The organism is Rhodococcus sp. NPDC019647 (genome assembly GCF_044389235.1).
Classification (GTDB): domain Bacteria; phylum Actinomycetota; class Actinomycetes; order Mycobacteriales; family Mycobacteriaceae; genus Rhodococcus_F; species Rhodococcus_F oxybenzonivorans.
Genome location: NZ_JBIRXS010000053.1, coordinates 1 through 16,228 on the forward strand (window position 1 = coordinate 1; position 16,228 = coordinate 16,228).

General features: G+C 65.3%; 9 protein-coding genes and 1 pseudogene. 7 read left to right on the forward strand and 3 right to left on the reverse strand.

The window, feature by feature from the left end:
* Both ACH49N_RS37925 and ACH49N_RS37930 read left to right on the forward strand, forming a co-directional pair.
* A pseudogene (locus tag ACH49N_RS37925) lies at positions 1-905 on the forward strand (hypothetical protein); the annotation flags it as partial.
* A gap of 31 nt (positions 906-936) precedes the next feature.
* On the forward strand, positions 937-1,281 hold the full coding sequence (locus ACH49N_RS37930; protein ID WP_358278387.1) for a hypothetical protein: 345 nt from the start codon (positions 937-939) through the stop codon (positions 1,279-1,281).
* 555 nt (positions 1,282-1,836) lie between these two features.
* On the opposite strand, the gene ACH49N_RS37935 is transcribed toward ACH49N_RS37930, so the two are convergent.
* Complete coding sequence (locus ACH49N_RS37935) at positions 1,837-2,328, reverse strand: helicase associated domain-containing protein (protein WP_358278389.1); 492 nt, start codon at positions 2,326-2,328, stop codon at positions 1,837-1,839.
* A 1,238-nt stretch (positions 2,329-3,566) separates the two neighbouring features.
* Positions 3,567-5,447 (reverse strand): RNB domain-containing ribonuclease, encoded by a 1,881-nt coding sequence (locus ACH49N_RS37940; protein WP_358278391.1) that lies wholly within the window; start codon positions 5,445-5,447, stop codon positions 3,567-3,569.
* Positions 5,448-7,470: 2,023 nt separating this feature from the next.
* Between ACH49N_RS37940 and ACH49N_RS37945 the strand changes: the two genes are divergently transcribed.
* The 5 genes from ACH49N_RS37945 to ACH49N_RS37965 all read left to right on the forward strand — a co-directional run bounded on the left by ACH49N_RS37945 (position 7,471) and on the right by ACH49N_RS37965 (position 14,605).
* Entirely contained in the window at positions 7,471-8,817 is a 1,347-nt protein-coding gene (locus ACH49N_RS37945; protein WP_358278393.1) for an APC family permease, read from the forward strand.
* A gap of 378 nt (positions 8,818-9,195) precedes the next feature.
* Positions 9,196-11,643 carry a molybdopterin oxidoreductase family protein gene (locus ACH49N_RS37950; RefSeq protein ID WP_397505196.1) on the forward strand — a complete coding sequence of 816 codons (2,448 nt, stop codon included), beginning with the start codon at positions 9,196-9,198 and terminating at the stop codon, positions 11,641-11,643.
* Complete coding sequence (locus ACH49N_RS37955) at positions 11,640-12,119, forward strand: hypothetical protein (RefSeq protein WP_358278395.1); 480 nt, start codon at positions 11,640-11,642, stop codon at positions 12,117-12,119. The genes ACH49N_RS37950 and ACH49N_RS37955 overlap by 4 nt, the downstream gene beginning before the upstream one ends.
* A 532-nt stretch (positions 12,120-12,651) precedes the next feature.
* On the forward strand, positions 12,652-13,881 hold the full coding sequence (locus tag ACH49N_RS37960) for an IS256 family transposase (protein WP_358278397.1): 1,230 nt from the start codon (positions 12,652-12,654) through the stop codon (positions 13,879-13,881).
* Positions 13,775-14,605, forward strand: a complete 831-nt coding sequence (locus tag ACH49N_RS37965) for a GPR1/FUN34/YaaH family transporter (RefSeq protein ID WP_358278399.1) — start codon at positions 13,775-13,777, stop codon at positions 14,603-14,605. The genes ACH49N_RS37960 and ACH49N_RS37965 overlap by 107 nt, the downstream gene beginning before the upstream one ends.
* A gap of 473 nt (positions 14,606-15,078) precedes the next feature.
* Here the strand turns inward: ACH49N_RS37965 and ACH49N_RS37970 are convergent, their stop codons facing one another.
* Positions 15,079-15,453, reverse strand: a complete 375-nt coding sequence (locus ACH49N_RS37970; RefSeq protein WP_358278401.1) for a DUF1330 domain-containing protein — start codon at positions 15,451-15,453, stop codon at positions 15,079-15,081.
* Between the last annotated feature and the right edge of the window lie 775 nt (positions 15,454-16,228).

Below are 16,228 nucleotides of genomic sequence, written 5' to 3' on the forward strand. Positions count from 1 at the left end.
GGGCCGCCGAATGTCAGTCGCACACATGTATGACACAGCGCTTCAGACTTCTGACGTGGCATTGTGCCCCAGAATCTTTCGGGCTGAGCAGTGAAGTCGACGAATCGTGGCAATGCACCTACGCCGATCTGGGCGCACTCGGCGCCATGGCCAGGCAGGTGGTCTGTGTGGGCGATCCCGGCCAGATCGACCCGGTGGTGACCGGCGACGTGTCTCGCTGGGACGGCAGCGATACCGCCCCGAACCTGCCGGGACCGATTGCGCTGCAAGCCGCGCACGGCGACGCGGTGGGCGTGGTCCGGCTGCGCCACACCTGGCGACTCGGACCGGACACCACCGCCCTGATTCAACCGTTGTTCTACCCCGACCTGCCGTTCACCTCCCGCCGACCACCGGAGCACCTGACCGACGCTGGCGGAGTCGTGCTGCCCGAGCTGACGCACCGTTCCGTCACGGTTTCCGGTGGCCCGTCCGATCCGGCGCTGGTGACCGCATGCGCACAGCGGGCGCGGGAGCTGACGGGCGCGGAGCTGGTCACCGCCGAGGACCAGCGACCTATGAGCGCCGCCGATATCGCGGTGGTGGTTCCCCACGTGACGCAGGCGGCGGCGATCCGCGCCCTCCTGTCTGATCACCAGGACGTGCTGGTCGGCACCGCGAACTCTCTGCAAGGGCTCGAGCGTGCCGCTGTGGTGGTGTTGCATCCGCTGGCCGGATACCGCACCGCCGAGCCATTCAGCCTCGATCCGGGCCGCGCCTGCGTGATGCTCTCCCGCCACCGCGCCCACATGAGCGTCGTCATCGATGACGCGAGCGCCGATGTACTCGCCTACACCGAACCCTCGACCGCGCACGCCGCCAATACCGCCCTGTTGGCCGCGCTGCACCGCACTCCCGCTGTGTAGCAACCCACCACAATGAAAGGGGATTTGGGCAATGTCCGATGAAATCATGACCGAGTTCCGCGCAGAACGGCTGCCGGACATCGACTCGCCAGCCCAGCTGGCGACCGCATCCGCGAGGAAGACCCGACCGAACTTCACCGACGACTACGACGACGGTTCTCAGGTTCACGACAACGGCGTCCGCGCGCTGCGGGCAGGCGATGGACTGATCTGTTATGCCCGCACATGCAATACCGATCAGGAGGAGACCATGACGGTCTTCGGTGACTTCCTCGGTGATCTGCACCATCTGGCCGATGCGATGGGCGTCGACTGGGACGAAGCGCAGCGAAGGGGAGCGGTCCACTACACCGCCGAACTGTACGGCGCTGACTAACGGAACTGGCGGCTGGACGGTCCGGACGGACCCGTTCGGCCGGCAGTCCCCGGCACCGGGTGCGCTGGGGACCGGCACTTCCCCATGCGGTCCACACGTATCCGTGACCACCCGATAGATGCGTGACGGCGTGCGTGAAATGCTGCGGTTAGACTTACGTGACGCTCAGCGTGTTGATTTACGTGAAGCCGTGTGTGGTGAGGAGCGTGTCACAGTGCGTGCACACACACGCGAGTACAGTTGCGTGTGATTCAACGACTACTTCTCCGGCTGGGTGCCGAAGGCTTACGGGGCCGACGTAGGGTTGGTCAGTGGCCGTCCCGGAGTGCAGCAGATCAGTTCTGATCTATTCCGTGCACATCGAATCCGTCTACACCGACGGGACTCTGATAGTCCTTCACCTCGCCGAGCACCGGAGCATGTGCACGGGATGCTGGTCCGGACGCTGTGCCCTTCACCTCGTCGTGGGCGTGGCCGTCTGGGATAGGCGCTACCGCCTGTCCACCTCATGGCGCAAGTGTCGAAATGTCTTAAGGGGCAGTGGGTGGTGGGGGGCTATCGCATCGGGTGTGCTGATAGTCGTGGTCCCCGTGGGCGCGGCCCGGGGGACACCCCGAGGACTGCGAGGGGGCGCCGCTCGTCGTCCGGCAGTGCGTTGGCTCGCCACTTTTTCACTGCCCGGTAGAGCCACTGGCCCACCTGCTCACCGTCTGCGGTGACGTAGTTTGCGGGGACGAGTGCGTCGCCGTGTTCTTCGCGGTAGGCGGCGATTTCGGTGAGCATCCGTCGCCGCTTACCGTCGGCCGGTGGCACGGCAGGGAGCGGCGCGCTGTCCTCGGTCCACACGAAGCCGATCGCATCGAGTTGCGTAATGCGTTGCGGCGGCAGGGTGCCGAGCATGCGGGCCACTCGGTGGCGGTCCTGCCAGCGTCCCAGTCGGAAGCCGCATTCGGTGACGTAGTCGACGGGGATCAGGACTGCGGGGTGACGGCGGCGAAAGTCGGCGTAGAGCTGCAGAGGTGAGGCCGCGGACCGGTGTGCCCGCATCGAAATCACATCCTTAGGAAAGCCGTCACGTACTGCCCGGATAGTCATTAACTCGAGTATGTCAACCTCTTTGACGATCTGCCACGGAAGTCGACGCGTGTTGGAGTGCTCCTGGTGCACAGTTCGTGACAACTGGTGGAACCCACCAGCTATCGACAGCGCGAAGGATTAGTCCGACCTCGCGCACCGGTCGGCCGGGGATCTGTGGGTGCCCCCGGTGCAGGGAAGCGCCCTCCCCGTGCTGGCGTTGGTCTGATCACTCCAGCCTGTGCCCGCGGCGAGGTCGGTACGCTGTCGATGCGGGGCATGTCATAGTCATGGGGTCGAGCCTGCAACGTGCGGATCGGTCACAGGTTCCAGAGTCGGAGCAGCGCGGCCCGCAGGCTGGTGGAGACGATGCGGATGGTCGGTGCGCAGCCGGGGACCCGGGTGCCCGAGGTAGTGTCGGCGGCTTTCCTCCCTTCCAAGGTCCGAGGCTCCCGTAGTTCTTCGGCGGAACGGAGCGGCGTAGGTCGGGATCTCGGAATTTCGCTCGAGCAGTGACATCCAGCGTGTGGGACCGGGCTGGAGAGGATGCGCTTCGATCCGGCGTTCGAGCTCCTACACGTTCGAAATGACCCAGGTGGTTCTGCTCGAGGCCACCGGCAACCACCCAGTTCTCCCTGTGCTGAGCCGGGCCATACTCTCCAGCCACCGGTTCCCGTCCCGTAGCGTATTCGTCGCCGAACCGGGACACACATTCTCGCGATGCGTCGACTGCTCGTGGGGAGTGGGGGAGTGGCAGCATAGTTGCAGTTCAAAGGCGTTAAACACGTTGTCGATGCGGGGGAGCGGGGGTGAAAAAGCGGCACCGAAGCGGGTTCAAAGACACTCGATCAGGCCCGTAGCGCCGACGTCGGCGCTACCGGTCGGTCGTCACCGGCACCGCAACGCCGCGGTGCGGGCACTGCCGGGAATCCCGCATCCGCGGTGGTCTCGGCCGCCTGCCCGACGACCTGCGCTCGCCCGAACCCCGGCACGGGTCCTGTGCCTCGTTCTGTTTTCGGACCGACGGGCGTCGGGAGGTCGATGCTCCGATCGATCGACGGGGTACTTCTCCGGGCCGCCACGTGAGTGCCGTCCCCGTTCAATCGGCGCGCCTCAGGCGGCTACTCGCCGGAGACTAACCGGCAGCGATTCAGCCGCACCGGCGCCCCGACACGGTGTTGTCGCGGTAAACCCAAGACCGCGCGCCGCCGTCACTGCCGGCCGAATAGTGCCTCGACGAGCGCGGTGGCCGATGCGGTCTTCGCCGCGGTTTTCGCGGTCGCCTCCGCGGTGGCGGTGTGGCCGGCGAGGTGCACGGTGGCGGTGAAGCGGGGTGCGTGCGCGGGTCCGTCGGTGCGGACTTCCCATTCGGGCGGGGCCTGATTGTTGTTCTGGGCGAGGCTCATCAGCCAGGCGGTGGGGTTGGACAGTGCCTTGGATTTCTTTGCCCCGTCCAGGTTCAGGGCAGCCGGCGTGGCCGTACGGTGTGGTTCCGCGGATATGGCGGAGCCGGGTTCCTGCGGCGCCGGTGGGGGAGTCGTGGGTTGTGGGGATGGTGCGGTGGTCGGCCAGTCCGGTTCCGTGTCGGGGTGGTCGGTGCCGACTAGTTGCGCGCGGACTGCCGCCCAGAGGGCGGCTTGTTCGGCCGGTTTCTTCGCAGTTGCGGTGGCCCAGGGTCCGCGGACGCCTTGGTGGGTGGCGCGGGCGGCGAACAGTGGGTGGTGGTCGGCGCCGTTGCGCCGAATCTCCACGTCGGTGGGCGGTTGGTCGGGGTGGGTTTGCCGCCACACCGACGCCACGCTCGGCCCCATCTCCGGGTGAGTATCGGTCAGGGTGTCGATGATGCGGAGTTGGAGGGGAAGCCAGGTGGGGTCGGCGGCGTCGATCAGGACCGCGACGTCCGGGGCGGTCACCAGGTCGGCGTCGACACGGCGGACGAGCTCGGCGGCGAGTTCGGCCCGAAGTGGTGTGGTGGCTGCGGATTTGAGCACCTTGTGGAAGGTGCGGGAATCGAGGGTGGTGAGATCTGTGGTGGCCGCCTGCTCGGCGACGATGCGTTGGTCGGCGTATTTGAAGTGATTCTTCTTCGCCTCCCGGGCGGCGCGGGTGCGCCGGTTCAGGTCCGCGCCCAGGGCAGCCAACTGATCCGGGGTGTACGGGGTGGGGGAGGAGTCGAGGTGGGCGAAGATGATCCGCTGGTTGATCAGGTCGGCCACCCGGCGCAGCGGTGAGGTGACGTGGGTGTAGGCGCTAAGCCGTAATCCGTAGTGGCCGTGGACCGTCGGGTCGTAGGTCGCGGCCCGCAGTGTCGAGAGCAGTCGTCCCCGCAGTTTCGCGAACAGGTCCGGGTCCCCGGCGGCGGCGGCGATCTCGGTCATCAGCTCGTCGGTGCTGCCGGCGACCGGGTTGGGCCGGTGGTTGCGGAATAGGATTGGCAGGCCCCGCTCCACACACCACAACGCCACCGCCTCGTTGGTGGCGATCATCATCTCTTGCACGATGACGTAGGCGACGGTCCACAGTTCGGCGGCGATCGCCACGATCGCGCCGTCCTCATTGCTCGCCCAACCTTGGGTGAGGTCGTAGAACGCGAGCGCCCCGCCGTCACGCCGGGCGGTCAGCAGGACCTGTGCGGCAGCATCCGCCGCGGCCAGCTGAGCGTGGAGCGGATGTGCCGGGTCGGTCAGGATGTTCGGCACCTCGACATGATCGACCGCCACGCATCGGCCCGTCGGGATGTGCCCGCGGCCGACGGCGGTGTCGACCAGCCGGCCGTCGGTGGTGATCGTGCCGGTGACCCGCAGGCTGGTCCGCACGGCTTCGGTGGTCAGGGTGGCCGCCTGTTCGGCCGTGTCGCCGAGCATCGCAATGGTGCGGCTGCGCAGATAGCGGGTCTCGGCCCGCAGAAACGCCTGCTCGTCAGCCACCGACCCGAGACCGACGACGTCGGCGACACCGGCGATATGAACCTCCACCGCCCACCCGCGGCCACCAGCGAGCGGGATGACCGAGAAGGCGTCGTCCCGGTCCCGCGCAGATGCCGAATCGATCATCAGCAGCGTCGACATGTCGGTCGTGGTTGGTGATGCCATGATCGATCCCCCTTGGTTCTCTACAGGTATCCGACGATAACCGGCTGCTGTCCCTGCGGGTCGCCGGCACACCCCAGGCCACCCCACAGCCGTGGGGCATTCTCGTGTGAGGTCCCATGGAATGGCATGCGGTCAGCACTGCAGGGTGTCACTACTCGGCCGACGATGGCGGTCTTGGTGGTGGTTCTCGCGGGGCAGAACTAGCGGTCACGATGAGGACTCCGAGCCTTTCATATGCGGAAGAGGATGACGGCGAACGCCGGAACACCGATCAGCGGCGGTGACCACACCTACCGGCACCTCCTGCGCGAACACTCGCGCGAGTGCACCTTCTCGTCGGCGGTGGGTTCGGCCAGGGCGACTGCCAGCAGGAGTAGGCCGATAACCGATCAGTGCGATCGGGAGGGTGCCGTTTCGAAGCCGGGACGATTTGGTGCCAACCCTATCGAGGGGCGTGAGGTTCGTGAACCGCAGGATGTGCCGGCGCCGCACGCGCTGCATTCACAGGTAGCTACCCGAGTACGACCGCGGCGATCGCGAACAGCCACCACGGGGAACTGAACTCGGGCCCGCTCACCGGGCTACCTCCGCGCCCGGAGGGATCGCCCGGCAGCCGGGCGAGTCCTGTCCCTGGTCGTCGAACTTAACTAGCTGCACGCCCCAGCACGGGAAGACGAGGTCGTCTCGGCCTAAGCGCACCGCGACTGCCGCCGGTTACCCACCCGGGCTGGCCTCACGCTGTTGGAAACCGCGGTCACACAGAGTGGCCGACGACTCGACTGCTCGACACCGTTCTTCCCGACTGCAACAAAGCAAGACTGGGTGCGTCGCGTTCACCCGGTTGCGGCGGAACGATGCCTGCGCTCGCTAGAGTTGTGGTGTGACCATCCCATCGCGGTGGGATCGGAAGTGGGCCGCAGGATTACTCGCCGGACGACGAGGCCTGTGGCTCGCGCCGTTTCTGTGCTAAATCTGTTGGAGCTCATGACTAAGGCCCGACGTGCCGAGGCACCCGGTTCCCACTCCAGAGTGAACGACGGCTCCGCACACGATACCGGCGACCAGAGCGTCGATTATGGCGGTCTACGGCATAAGTGACCGCAGCGAGCGCGAACGCCGCAAGCCCGCGCTGTCACTCCGGCAACATCGGGCCCGCGGGCGCCGTCACAGGACCGTCCGGGCCACATCCACCGGCTCGATCGTCACCGGCGCAGGCTACCGGCGTGCACCGACACGTTGCAGAGCAAAAAGGCGGTGACGTGCGGTTTCGGGCCCGACGCTGCGATAATTGAAATTATCGCGCCCAAGTGCTCACAAATCATGAGTGACCTGGAGCGGTAGCGGTGTGCATGCCGGTGCGCGGTGTGTGTAGGTTTTCGCGAGCCGTGTCAGTTTCTCAATTTGGTGTCAGTAGGCCGCAAGCTTTCGGCGTTACCCCAGTTCAGCGACCTGGTCGTCTCCGGACCGTTCGAGGATTCTGACAATTTAGTGAGAATCTCTTGGTGGCAAGTCTTTGTAACGTCGCAGGTCAGTGCGGCGTGCGACTGACAAGATCGGCGAAAACCTACAGTGTGTTTTGTTGAGAGGCCGCGCGAGATTGCCAGCAGGTTGACCTGGCGAAACGTCACTCGAAGTCAGCGACAGGCCGCACGGAATGTCAGCAGTGTTTGGGCAGGATTCGGTCGTTGAGCTGGGGAGACGTCGAACGGATATGGGTCCGTTGGTGACATTTCCATGCTGCTTACCCGCTGACAATTTTGTGAGGCCTTTCAGCTGAGCTGCGCGAACTCGCGGACCGGCCAGGGTGGCGAATATCCTGCGTCACTGCCCCTCCCGGACCCCTCCACTCGCAAATTGGACCACTGACATCACCGCGACGAACCACCACTGACATTTCGGTGGCGACTCACATCTGTGGCCCGACGGTTTTGGATGTATCGGCCGGGGTAAGCCATCGGGTGAGAAACCGGCCGCCTCGGGCGTGGGTCGGGCAACCGCTAGAAGTGGGAGACGAGGGGCGCCGGTGCCGTCGGACACCGAGAACGACAAGAAGCTGTCGCTGACCGGGTCGGTGGCACTGGGCACCGGGGTGATGATCGGTGCGGGGATCTTTGCACTGGTCGGGCAGGTGGCCGAGCTGGCGGGATCATGGGTGCCGTGGGCGTTCGTCGCCGGCGCGGTGGTGGTGGCGTTCAGTGCCTATTCGTATGTGCGGTACTCGAGCACGAATCCGTCCTCGGGTGGGATCGCGATGATCTTGAAGGCTGCCTACGGCCCCGGACTAGTGGCCGGGTCGTTCTCGCTGTTCATGTATGTGTCGATGATTCTCGCCGAGAGCCTGCTGGCCCGAACCTTCGGCACGTACCTGTTGCGCCCTTTCGGGATGCAGGGTTCGGCGGTATGGGTGCCGGTTCTGGCGGTGGTGGCGATCGTGGCCGCGACTATGGTCAACCTGATCGGCAACCGGTGGGTGGAGGGATCGGCGACGGCGACCGCGGCGATCAAGATCGTCGGGATTGCGGCACTGGCGGTGGCCGGGATCGCCGCCACCGGCGTGTCGGCATTCTCGCGGCTGGTCACCGGCGGTGCGGATGCGACGCCGCCCGAGAGCGGACCACTCGGCTTCCTGGCCGGCATCGCGTTGTGCATCCTGGCGTACAAGGGGTTCACTACCATCACCAATCAGGGCGCCGATCTGCGCGATCCCGAGCGCAACATCGCTCGCTCGATCGTGATCGCGATCGCGGTGTGCACGGTGCTGTATCTGCTGCTGACCGTCGCTGTCACCGGCAGTCTGTCGGTGCCGCAAATCGTCGCCGCCCGGGACTACGCGCTGGCCGAGGCCGCCGAGCCATTGTTCGGGTCCTGGGGGATGTGGTTGACGGTGGCGGTGGCGGTGGTCGCGACCCTGTCCGGGTTGGTGGCGAGCTTCTTTTCGGTGTCACGGTTGTACGGCATGCTGCGCGAGATGGGACAGGTGCCCGGGTTGCCTGGATCGATTGATCGGCAGTCGTTGTTGATCACGGCCGCATTGGCGCTGGTGACGGCGACGTTGTTCGACTTGAGTCAGATCGCCTCGCTCGGTGCGATGTTGTACCTGTCGATGGACATCGCCATCCATTGGGGGATGATTTGTCGTCTGCGCGACGAGGTCCAGATCAAGTCGTGGATTCCGGGGGTGGCGATCGTGCTCGATGTGCTCGTGCTCGCCCCGTTCGTGGTGATGAAAGCGCGCACGGATCTGTTCACGGTGATTGCCACCGTGGTGGTGGCCGCGGTCGTCTTCGCGGGTCAGTGGGTGATGGTGCGCCGCCGCGGTGGGAAGGCCGATCGGCAGCAGTCGGGCGGTCACCGGTCGAAGGAACGGTGACCGCCCGACGGCGGTGGCTTCAGTTGACGGTAGGGTGGGTCGGTGGTGGGGGTACGTCGGGGGTTTATACGTCCGCCCGAGCGGATTGCCGTTAATTTGAGTCTTGGTTGAGCCTGCCGCCCGCCGGGTAGGGGGCCCCGTCGGATCCACCGTGTCATGCAGGGCAATAGTAACGTTTACGGCCCGGATCGCTGATCTCGCCGCGAACCAAGCGAAAACCCAAGAAGTTCCCGGCTGGTTTACCGCGACGAGAAGTGCCGGACTGTGGCCGCTCGCGCCGCAACCCGGGTCATCAGGGACACGCGTCGAGAGGATCTTCCCCGGAATCGTACGGTGTGGAACTGTTTACCTGTGCATGTTTCGGGTAAGCACCGACTCATGGTGTGGAGGGATCGGATCGCGGAGCCGTGGGGGAAACGTACTCCTTATCGACCCGGTGAGCGGTGGCCTACCCGGGTGGATACCCATCTCGCGGAAGGGGTCACGGCTGCGGAGGTGGATCGGTGGGTGCAGTCGGCGTCGATTCTGCATTCGAACGGGGACGCGTTGGACATTGCGGTGAAGGACGACGCCATCGTCGGGGTTCGCGGGCGGGCGGGAGACCGGGTCAACCACGGGAGGTTGGGTCCGAAGGATCTGTTCGGGTGGCAGGCCAACGCGTCGTCGGACCGGTTGACCCGGCCGTTGGTGCGTGAGAACGGGCAGTTGGTGGAAACCGACTGGGACACCGCCATGGACCGGATCGTGCGGCGAAGTAAAACCCTTCTGGCCGAGCAAGGCCCGAGTGCGATCGGCTTCTACACATCCGGGCAACTGTTCCTCGAGGAGTACTACACGCTGGGGGTGATCGCGCATGGGGCGATCGGCACCAACCACGTCGACGGCAACACTCGTCTGTGCACGGCGACGGCGGCGGAGGCGTTGAAGGAATCGTTCGGCTGTGACGGACAGCCAGGCTCCTACACCGACATCGATCATGCCGACGTCATCGCCCTGTTCGGCCACAACATGGCGGAAACCCAAACCGTCCTGTGGGCCCGGATCCTCGACCGGCTCGCCAGCGAGAAGCCGCCGGCGATCCTCTGTGTCGATCCGCGACCGACACCGGTGGCCCAGCACGCCACCGTGCATCTGGCCCCGCTGCCCGGAACGAACGTCGCGTTGATGAACGGGCTCCTGCACGAGATCATCGCCCACGGCTGGGTCGATTCCGACTACGTCGACACCCACACGGTGGGGTTCGAGGAACTGAAGTCCCGCGTGGCGGAGTACCCGCCGCAGAGGGTCGCGAAGATCTGCGATGTGCCGGCCGACGATCTTCGTCGTGCCGCTCAGCTGCTGGGCACCGCGAACGCCTTGCTGTCGACGGTGCTGCAGGGCTTCTACCAGTCCCATCAGGCCACCGCGGCCGCGGTGCAGGTCAACAACATTCACCTCCTGCGTGGAATGCTCGGCGCACCCGGTTGCGGGATACTGCAGATGAACGGGCAACCCACGGCCGAGAACACCCGCGAATGCGGCGCCGATGGGGACCTGGCCGGGTTCCGGAACTGGTCGAACGACGCCCACGTCGCCGAACTCGCCGAACTGTGGAACATCGACCCTCACCAGATCCCGCATTACGCGCCGCCCACTCACGCGATGCAGATGTTCCGCTACGCCGAGCAGGGGAGCCTGCGGATGTTGTGGGTCAGCGCCACGAATCCGGCCGTTTCCCTCCCGGAACTGCGGCGTATCCGATCGATCCTGGCGCAGGAGCGCCTGTTTGTGGTGGTGCAGGATCTTTTTCTCACCGAGACCGCTGCCCTGGCCGATGTTGTGCTTCCGGCCGCGACGTGGGGGGAGAAGACCGGCACGTTCACCAATGCCGACCGCACGGTGCATCTGTCCGACAAGGCGGTCGAACCGCCCGGGTCGGCCCGGGCGGACCTCGACATTTTCCTCGACTACGCCCGCCGGATGGGTTTTCGGGACAAGGACGGCAACCCGCTGCCGTCGTGGAACGATCCTGAGTCGGCGTTCGAGGCATGGAAGAAATGCTCCGCGGGTCGCCCGTGCGACTACACCGGGATGACCTACGACAAGCTCCGAGGCGGCTCGGGTATCCAATGGCCCTGCACCGCCGAGAATCCCGAGGGCACCGAACGCATCTATGTCGACGGAAATTTTTGGAGCTCACCGGAGTACTGCGAGTCCTACGGTAAGGACCTCGTTACCGGGGCGCCACTCGAGCCGACCGAGTATCGGGCGATGAACCCGTCCGGGAAGGCGATCATCAAGGCCGCCGAATACCTCGAGCCACACGAGGTGCCGGATACCGAGTACCCCTTCGCACTGATCACCGGCCGCACCCTGTACCAGTTCCATACCCGAACGAAAACCGGGCGTGCCCCGCAACTCAATGCCGCCGCACCGGAAGTGTGGGTCGAAGTGTCGGCGCAGGACGCCAGTCGACTGGATGTGGCGGAGGGTGATGTGGTGGAGATTTCCTCTCCCCGCAGTTCGATGCGGGCCAGGGTACGCGTCAGTGAAATCCGGCAGGGGGTGCTGTTCGTGCCGTTCCATTACGGTTACTGGGACACCACCGACCGCGATCACGACCGGGCGGCGAACGAGCTGACTCTCACCGATTGGGATCCGGCGTCGAAACAGCCGATCTTCAAGACCGCGGCCGCGCGGCTTCGCCGTATCCACGCCGGCGACGGGCCATCTGCGGCGCCGACGACGACCGCCTCGGCGCCGGTCGGGCCGGGGGTACCGCCGACCGTCGGTGGCGCATCGGCATTGACGGACGAATCGCTCGCGCCGATGGGAGAACGGTTGTGAAGTTGCGTCTCGCTATCCGGGAGCTGTATCGGTCCGAGCGGAAGCTGGCCGTGGACCTTTCGACGCTCGCCGCGCGGCACAAGGCCGACCACGAAATCTTCAATGTTGCCCGCGATATCGCCGGCTGGTCGGAACGCCACATACGCGAACTCGCGGTAGTGGGCAAGGATTACGGCCTGAACCTGAACAGCGACCCGCGTACCGAGGCCCGCACCGCGCCGATCCAGGAAAAGCTCGCCGACCTGCTCGGGCGCCGACCCGAACCGGCGCTGGCGCTGCTGATGGATCTGCGGCATCTGCACCGCGTCGCGGCCGGAGTGTCTTTGGACTGGGAGCTGCTCGCCCAGGGCGCCCAGGGCGCGAAAGACACCGAACTGCTCGCGCTGACGCACCGGTGTCACCCGGAAACCCTTCGCCAGATGCGCTGGGCCAACGCCATGCTCAAAATTCTTTCGCCCCAATTCCTCGCGAGCTGAACAGCTACCGTCTCGGCCTGACCCGAGCCCATCGAAGGCACTGCGAGGCCTATCGAGCTGTTCGTGCGCGGCTGTGGGCAGCGGTTCGATACTCCGCATGTCGACAGGTGCTACAGAGCCGGAATTGATAGATGAACTCATCACCGTTGCACATGTCCGTCCGAGGGTGGGTATCGAACAGTTGCTAACGTCTCGCCTGCGGCTGAGGCAGTTTGCAGGGCGGCCGCCGGGCTAGACGATAAGAAATCGTGTCGTGGACGGATCATTGAACTGCAGCATGCCGCACGGATCCTCCCGAGCGTGGATCCGCTTTCCAGCGGAGAGACCCTGTTGGCGACCAATTTTCGTGGAATGAGGGGTAGTTTGCTCATTCAATGCATGGGTAGTCCTCAGTCTATGACCATCCCGTCCGTAGGCGTCCCGTGGAGTGGTGGGGTTTGGGACTGAGCGGCGCGGCTCCGACGTAAAGAGGGCCATCGGCGGGATCTTCGGTGTGTACGGCCAAGCACGCATCGAAGAAAGAGGTCCACCGATGGCCCTGTCCCAGTCTGCCCTGTCCGAGCTACTCGACGCATTCCGCGCCGGAGAAGGCGTGGATTTGATCCGTGAATCGGTCCGGATGGTCATGCAAGAACTGATCGAAACCGAAGCCACCGAACAGATCGGCGCCGGCCGCTATGAACGCACCGAGGCCCGCACCACCGAACGCAACGGGGCCAGGCCCCGGTTGGTGGCCACCCAGGCCGGCGACGTCCAATTGCGGATCCCGAAACTGCGCAAGGGCTCGTTCTACCCCTCGATCCTTGAACCCCGTCGACGGATCGACCAAGCGCTGTACGCGGTGGTGATGGAGGCGTACGTCCACGGCGTCTCCACCCGCAGCGTCGACGACCTCGTCGCGGCTCTGGGAATCGATTCGGGTATTTCCAAGTCCGAGGTGTCGCGGATCTGCGCGGGCCTCGACGAAGTTGTCGGCGCGTTTCGGACCCGCTCGCTCGACCACACCGCGTTTCCTTACGTCTACCTCGACGCGACCTATCTCCACGTACGCAACTCCTCTTCGCAGGTGACCTCGATGGCGGTCGTGGTCGCCACGGGGATCACCGCCGAGGGTGCACGTGAGGTCCTCGGCCTCGATGTCGGGGACAGTGAGGACGAGGTGTTCTGGCGTGGCTTCCTCGCCGCGCTGAAGAAACGCGGCTTGTCGGGTGTCCGACTGGTCATCAGTGACCAGCACGCCGGCCTGGTCGCGGCACTGCGGCGCTCGTTCCAGGGGTCGGCGCATCAGCGGTGTCGTGTGCATTTCGCGCGAAATTTGCTAGCGCATGTTCCCAAGTCGCACTCCGACATGGTCGCCGCGGTGTTTCGCACGATCTTCGCCCAGCCCGATCCCGCGACCGCCGCCTCGACGTGGGACGAGGTCCGTGATCAGTTGGCCGGCCGGTTCCCCAAGATCGGTCCCTTGATGGACCAGGCGAAGTCAGAGGTACTGGCATTCAGCACATTTCCGCGGGCGCACTGGTCGAAGATTTGGTCGACGAATCCGTTGGAGCGGGTAAACAAAGAGATCAAGCGCAGAGCCCGCGTGGTAGGCATCTTCCCCAACGAGGCGGCCGTGATCCGGCTCGTCGGTGCGGTCCTGGCCGACATGCACGATGAGTGGCAGTCCGGCGAGCGCCGCTACCTCTCCGAGGGGTCGATGGCGTTGCTGGGCCCCAGCGGCGATACTGAAACCATCGCCGCGATCAACCGTGGCGAGTAGGCACCGAGGATTCAACCTCAAAGCCCACCACCCCACGGGGCGCTATCTCCCGTCCTCTGACCCGCTCGAGCCGCAGGCCGCCGTTCGTATCCATCTTCGTCCGCTTGGTACGCCACTGCCGCTCGGTTTTCTGGGGCTCTGTGTGGCCACCTTCTCCTTTGCCGGCCTGCAACTGGGATGGGTGCCACCAGAGCAGGGAACGATGATCGCGTTGGCGGTGCTCGGGTTGACTGTTCCGGTGCAGCTGATCGCCTGTGTGTTCGGGTTCCTGGCCCGCGATCCGGTGGCGGGAACCGGAATGGGGCTTCTGGCCGGGACGTGGGCGGCGGTGGGGTTGGTAACCGTGCAGTCCCCGCCCGGCGCGGACAGCGCCGCCCTTGGAGTGGTACTGATTGCCGCGGGAGCGGCGGTTGTGGTCCCTGCCCTGGCAGGCCGCGCAAAGACTGTAGCGGCGACGGTGATGGCGCTCAGCGCGGTACGGTTCGCGGTGACCGGGCTCGCGGAGCTCACGGGAGCCTCCGGTTGGCAGAGTGCGGCGGGATGGATCGGTGTGCTGCTCGCGGTCGTGAGTTGGTACGCCGCCCTCGGATTCGAGCTCGAAGCGCAGAACACAGGTGGCGTACCGCTATGGCGGCGTGGGTCCGCTGCGACCGCTATGGACGGCAACGCGGCCGCCCAGTTCACCGAGCTGGCCCGAGAGCCGGGGGTACGCCGGCAGCTCTGAACCCCAATGCCGACGCACCGGGTCACCGTACGGCCGTCGTCGGGTCTCGGGATGACCTGCGCGCGCCGGGGACCAGGTGACATCCGGCGCAACGTCTCGACCACCGCCGCCACGAGGATTGTCTCCCGCGCCGAGATGGCGCTCGAATCACAGTCCTGCGACGTAGCACCACAACGAGCAGCATGCACTTGCCCGGCACACTATCTTCTGTACGGCGGTCGGCGAATAAAGTGCAAGTCTGGACGTATTCGATTCACGCCTTGGTGTGCCCCCGACGTCCTGGGGATAGCTGTCGAGCATCGCTGCAAGTCAACATCGGCGATTCCTGTAAGAGATCCGAGTCATTTCGGTACGCGGCCGCGACGGCGGCCGTTTCCGGTCGAGGCTCCGGCGCGAAAGTCCCCTCGTCTACTCCCCGGCGGGCAGGGAAGCGGTGCCCGCCGTGCTCCTCGGCGACGGCTGCCGATCAGTGGTCAGGGCCGAGTGGGCCAGGGCACGGTAGCTTGCAAGACGGCTTCTTTTAGCGCTTCGGTGCGCCATGCGGTGACACGCTGGTAGGCCGGATCGGCCACCATCTCAGAGAAGGCACGCCGCGACGGGTACCGCACCAGCAACACGGCGTCCCAGTCTTGCCCGGATTCGGCGACGAGGGTTGTCGCACCGTCACCCGCGTAGAGGACTTCGCCGCCGTAACGTGGCAGGAAGGTCTCACTCAAAGCGGCAGCGTAACGGTCGTAGAGTGCACGTCCGCCGTCGACGAACCGCAGCAGGTTCAGCATCACTACCGGGCCACCAGGGTCCTCGGCGAGAAAGCGTTTCAGGTCGGCACCACCAGGATCGACAGCCATGCTGCAGAGTGTGGCACATGTCGTGGGTGAGTGATTCCCGTATCCGCCGCTGAGTTGATGTCGATCTAACGGCCTTGCAGGGCAGGGCGTCTCTCCTTTCGGTTGAGCGCGCCGATGATCGGCGAATACCCGGGCGGCCGGGTCACTACAGATCATCCGCGGTCGGCGCACAACTGCTCAGAGCAGAGGTGGACCCCGCTCCGTCCCCGGCTTCTGTACCCGATATCTGCGCCGGTGGAGACGTCGAAGGTCCGGCGCAGCTTGCTCTCCGAGCGCGGCATTCTGAAGAACCCAAGAAGATACCTCGACGACAAGGGAAAGCTCTATGGACTCTCCGATGATGGTGAGGACGGCGGACGCTTCGGCACGCCGGGCCGTCCGATTTCTCATCTGCACCCACTGTGGCCAGCGGCCGCGCGGGCCCTGCGGTGGTGGTTGATGCCGTCACAGGGAAGGGAGTTCCCCGAAAACCACGGTTAACAGCAAACGGCCCCGAGGCTCACCGAGCTGATGGCAAAGCCCGACGGGAAGGAACGGGGCAGGTGCGACCCCACGGCCGCAGAGCAAGGTGTCGTTGTTGTCGCGGACGATATCGCCGAAGCGGTCGCAGCAGCCGCCATCTGAATGTCACGATGGTCCCGAGTCCCACGACCACGACCACGACCATCGAACTACGGACCGGATTCCCAATTCACCGATATATCAACCCGGCAACAGGTGATATGAACGCCACACCAAGTATTGCTCGCTACAGTTATTCGATGATGCATCCTTA

Coding starts and splice junctions, on each gene's coding strand:
- ACH49N_RS37930 (WP_358278387.1), top strand. CDS start 937: ATGTCCGATGAAATCATGACCGAGTTCCGCGCAGAACGGCTGCCGGAC.
- ACH49N_RS37935 (WP_358278389.1), bottom strand. CDS start 2,328: ATGCGGGCACACCGGTCCGCGGCCTCACCTCTGCAGCTCTACGCCGAC.
- ACH49N_RS37940 (WP_358278391.1), bottom strand. CDS start 5,447: ATGGCATCACCAACCACGACCGACATGTCGACGCTGCTGATGATCGAT.
- ACH49N_RS37950 (WP_397505196.1), top strand. CDS start 9,196: ATGGTGTGGAGGGATCGGATCGCGGAGCCGTGGGGGAAACGTACTCCT.
- ACH49N_RS37960 (WP_358278397.1), top strand. CDS start 12,652: ATGGCCCTGTCCCAGTCTGCCCTGTCCGAGCTACTCGACGCATTCCGC.
- ACH49N_RS37965 (WP_358278399.1), top strand. CDS start 13,775: ATGAGTGGCAGTCCGGCGAGCGCCGCTACCTCTCCGAGGGGTCGATGG.
- ACH49N_RS37970 (WP_358278401.1), bottom strand. CDS start 15,453: ATGGCTGTCGATCCTGGTGGTGCCGACCTGAAACGCTTTCTCGCCGAG.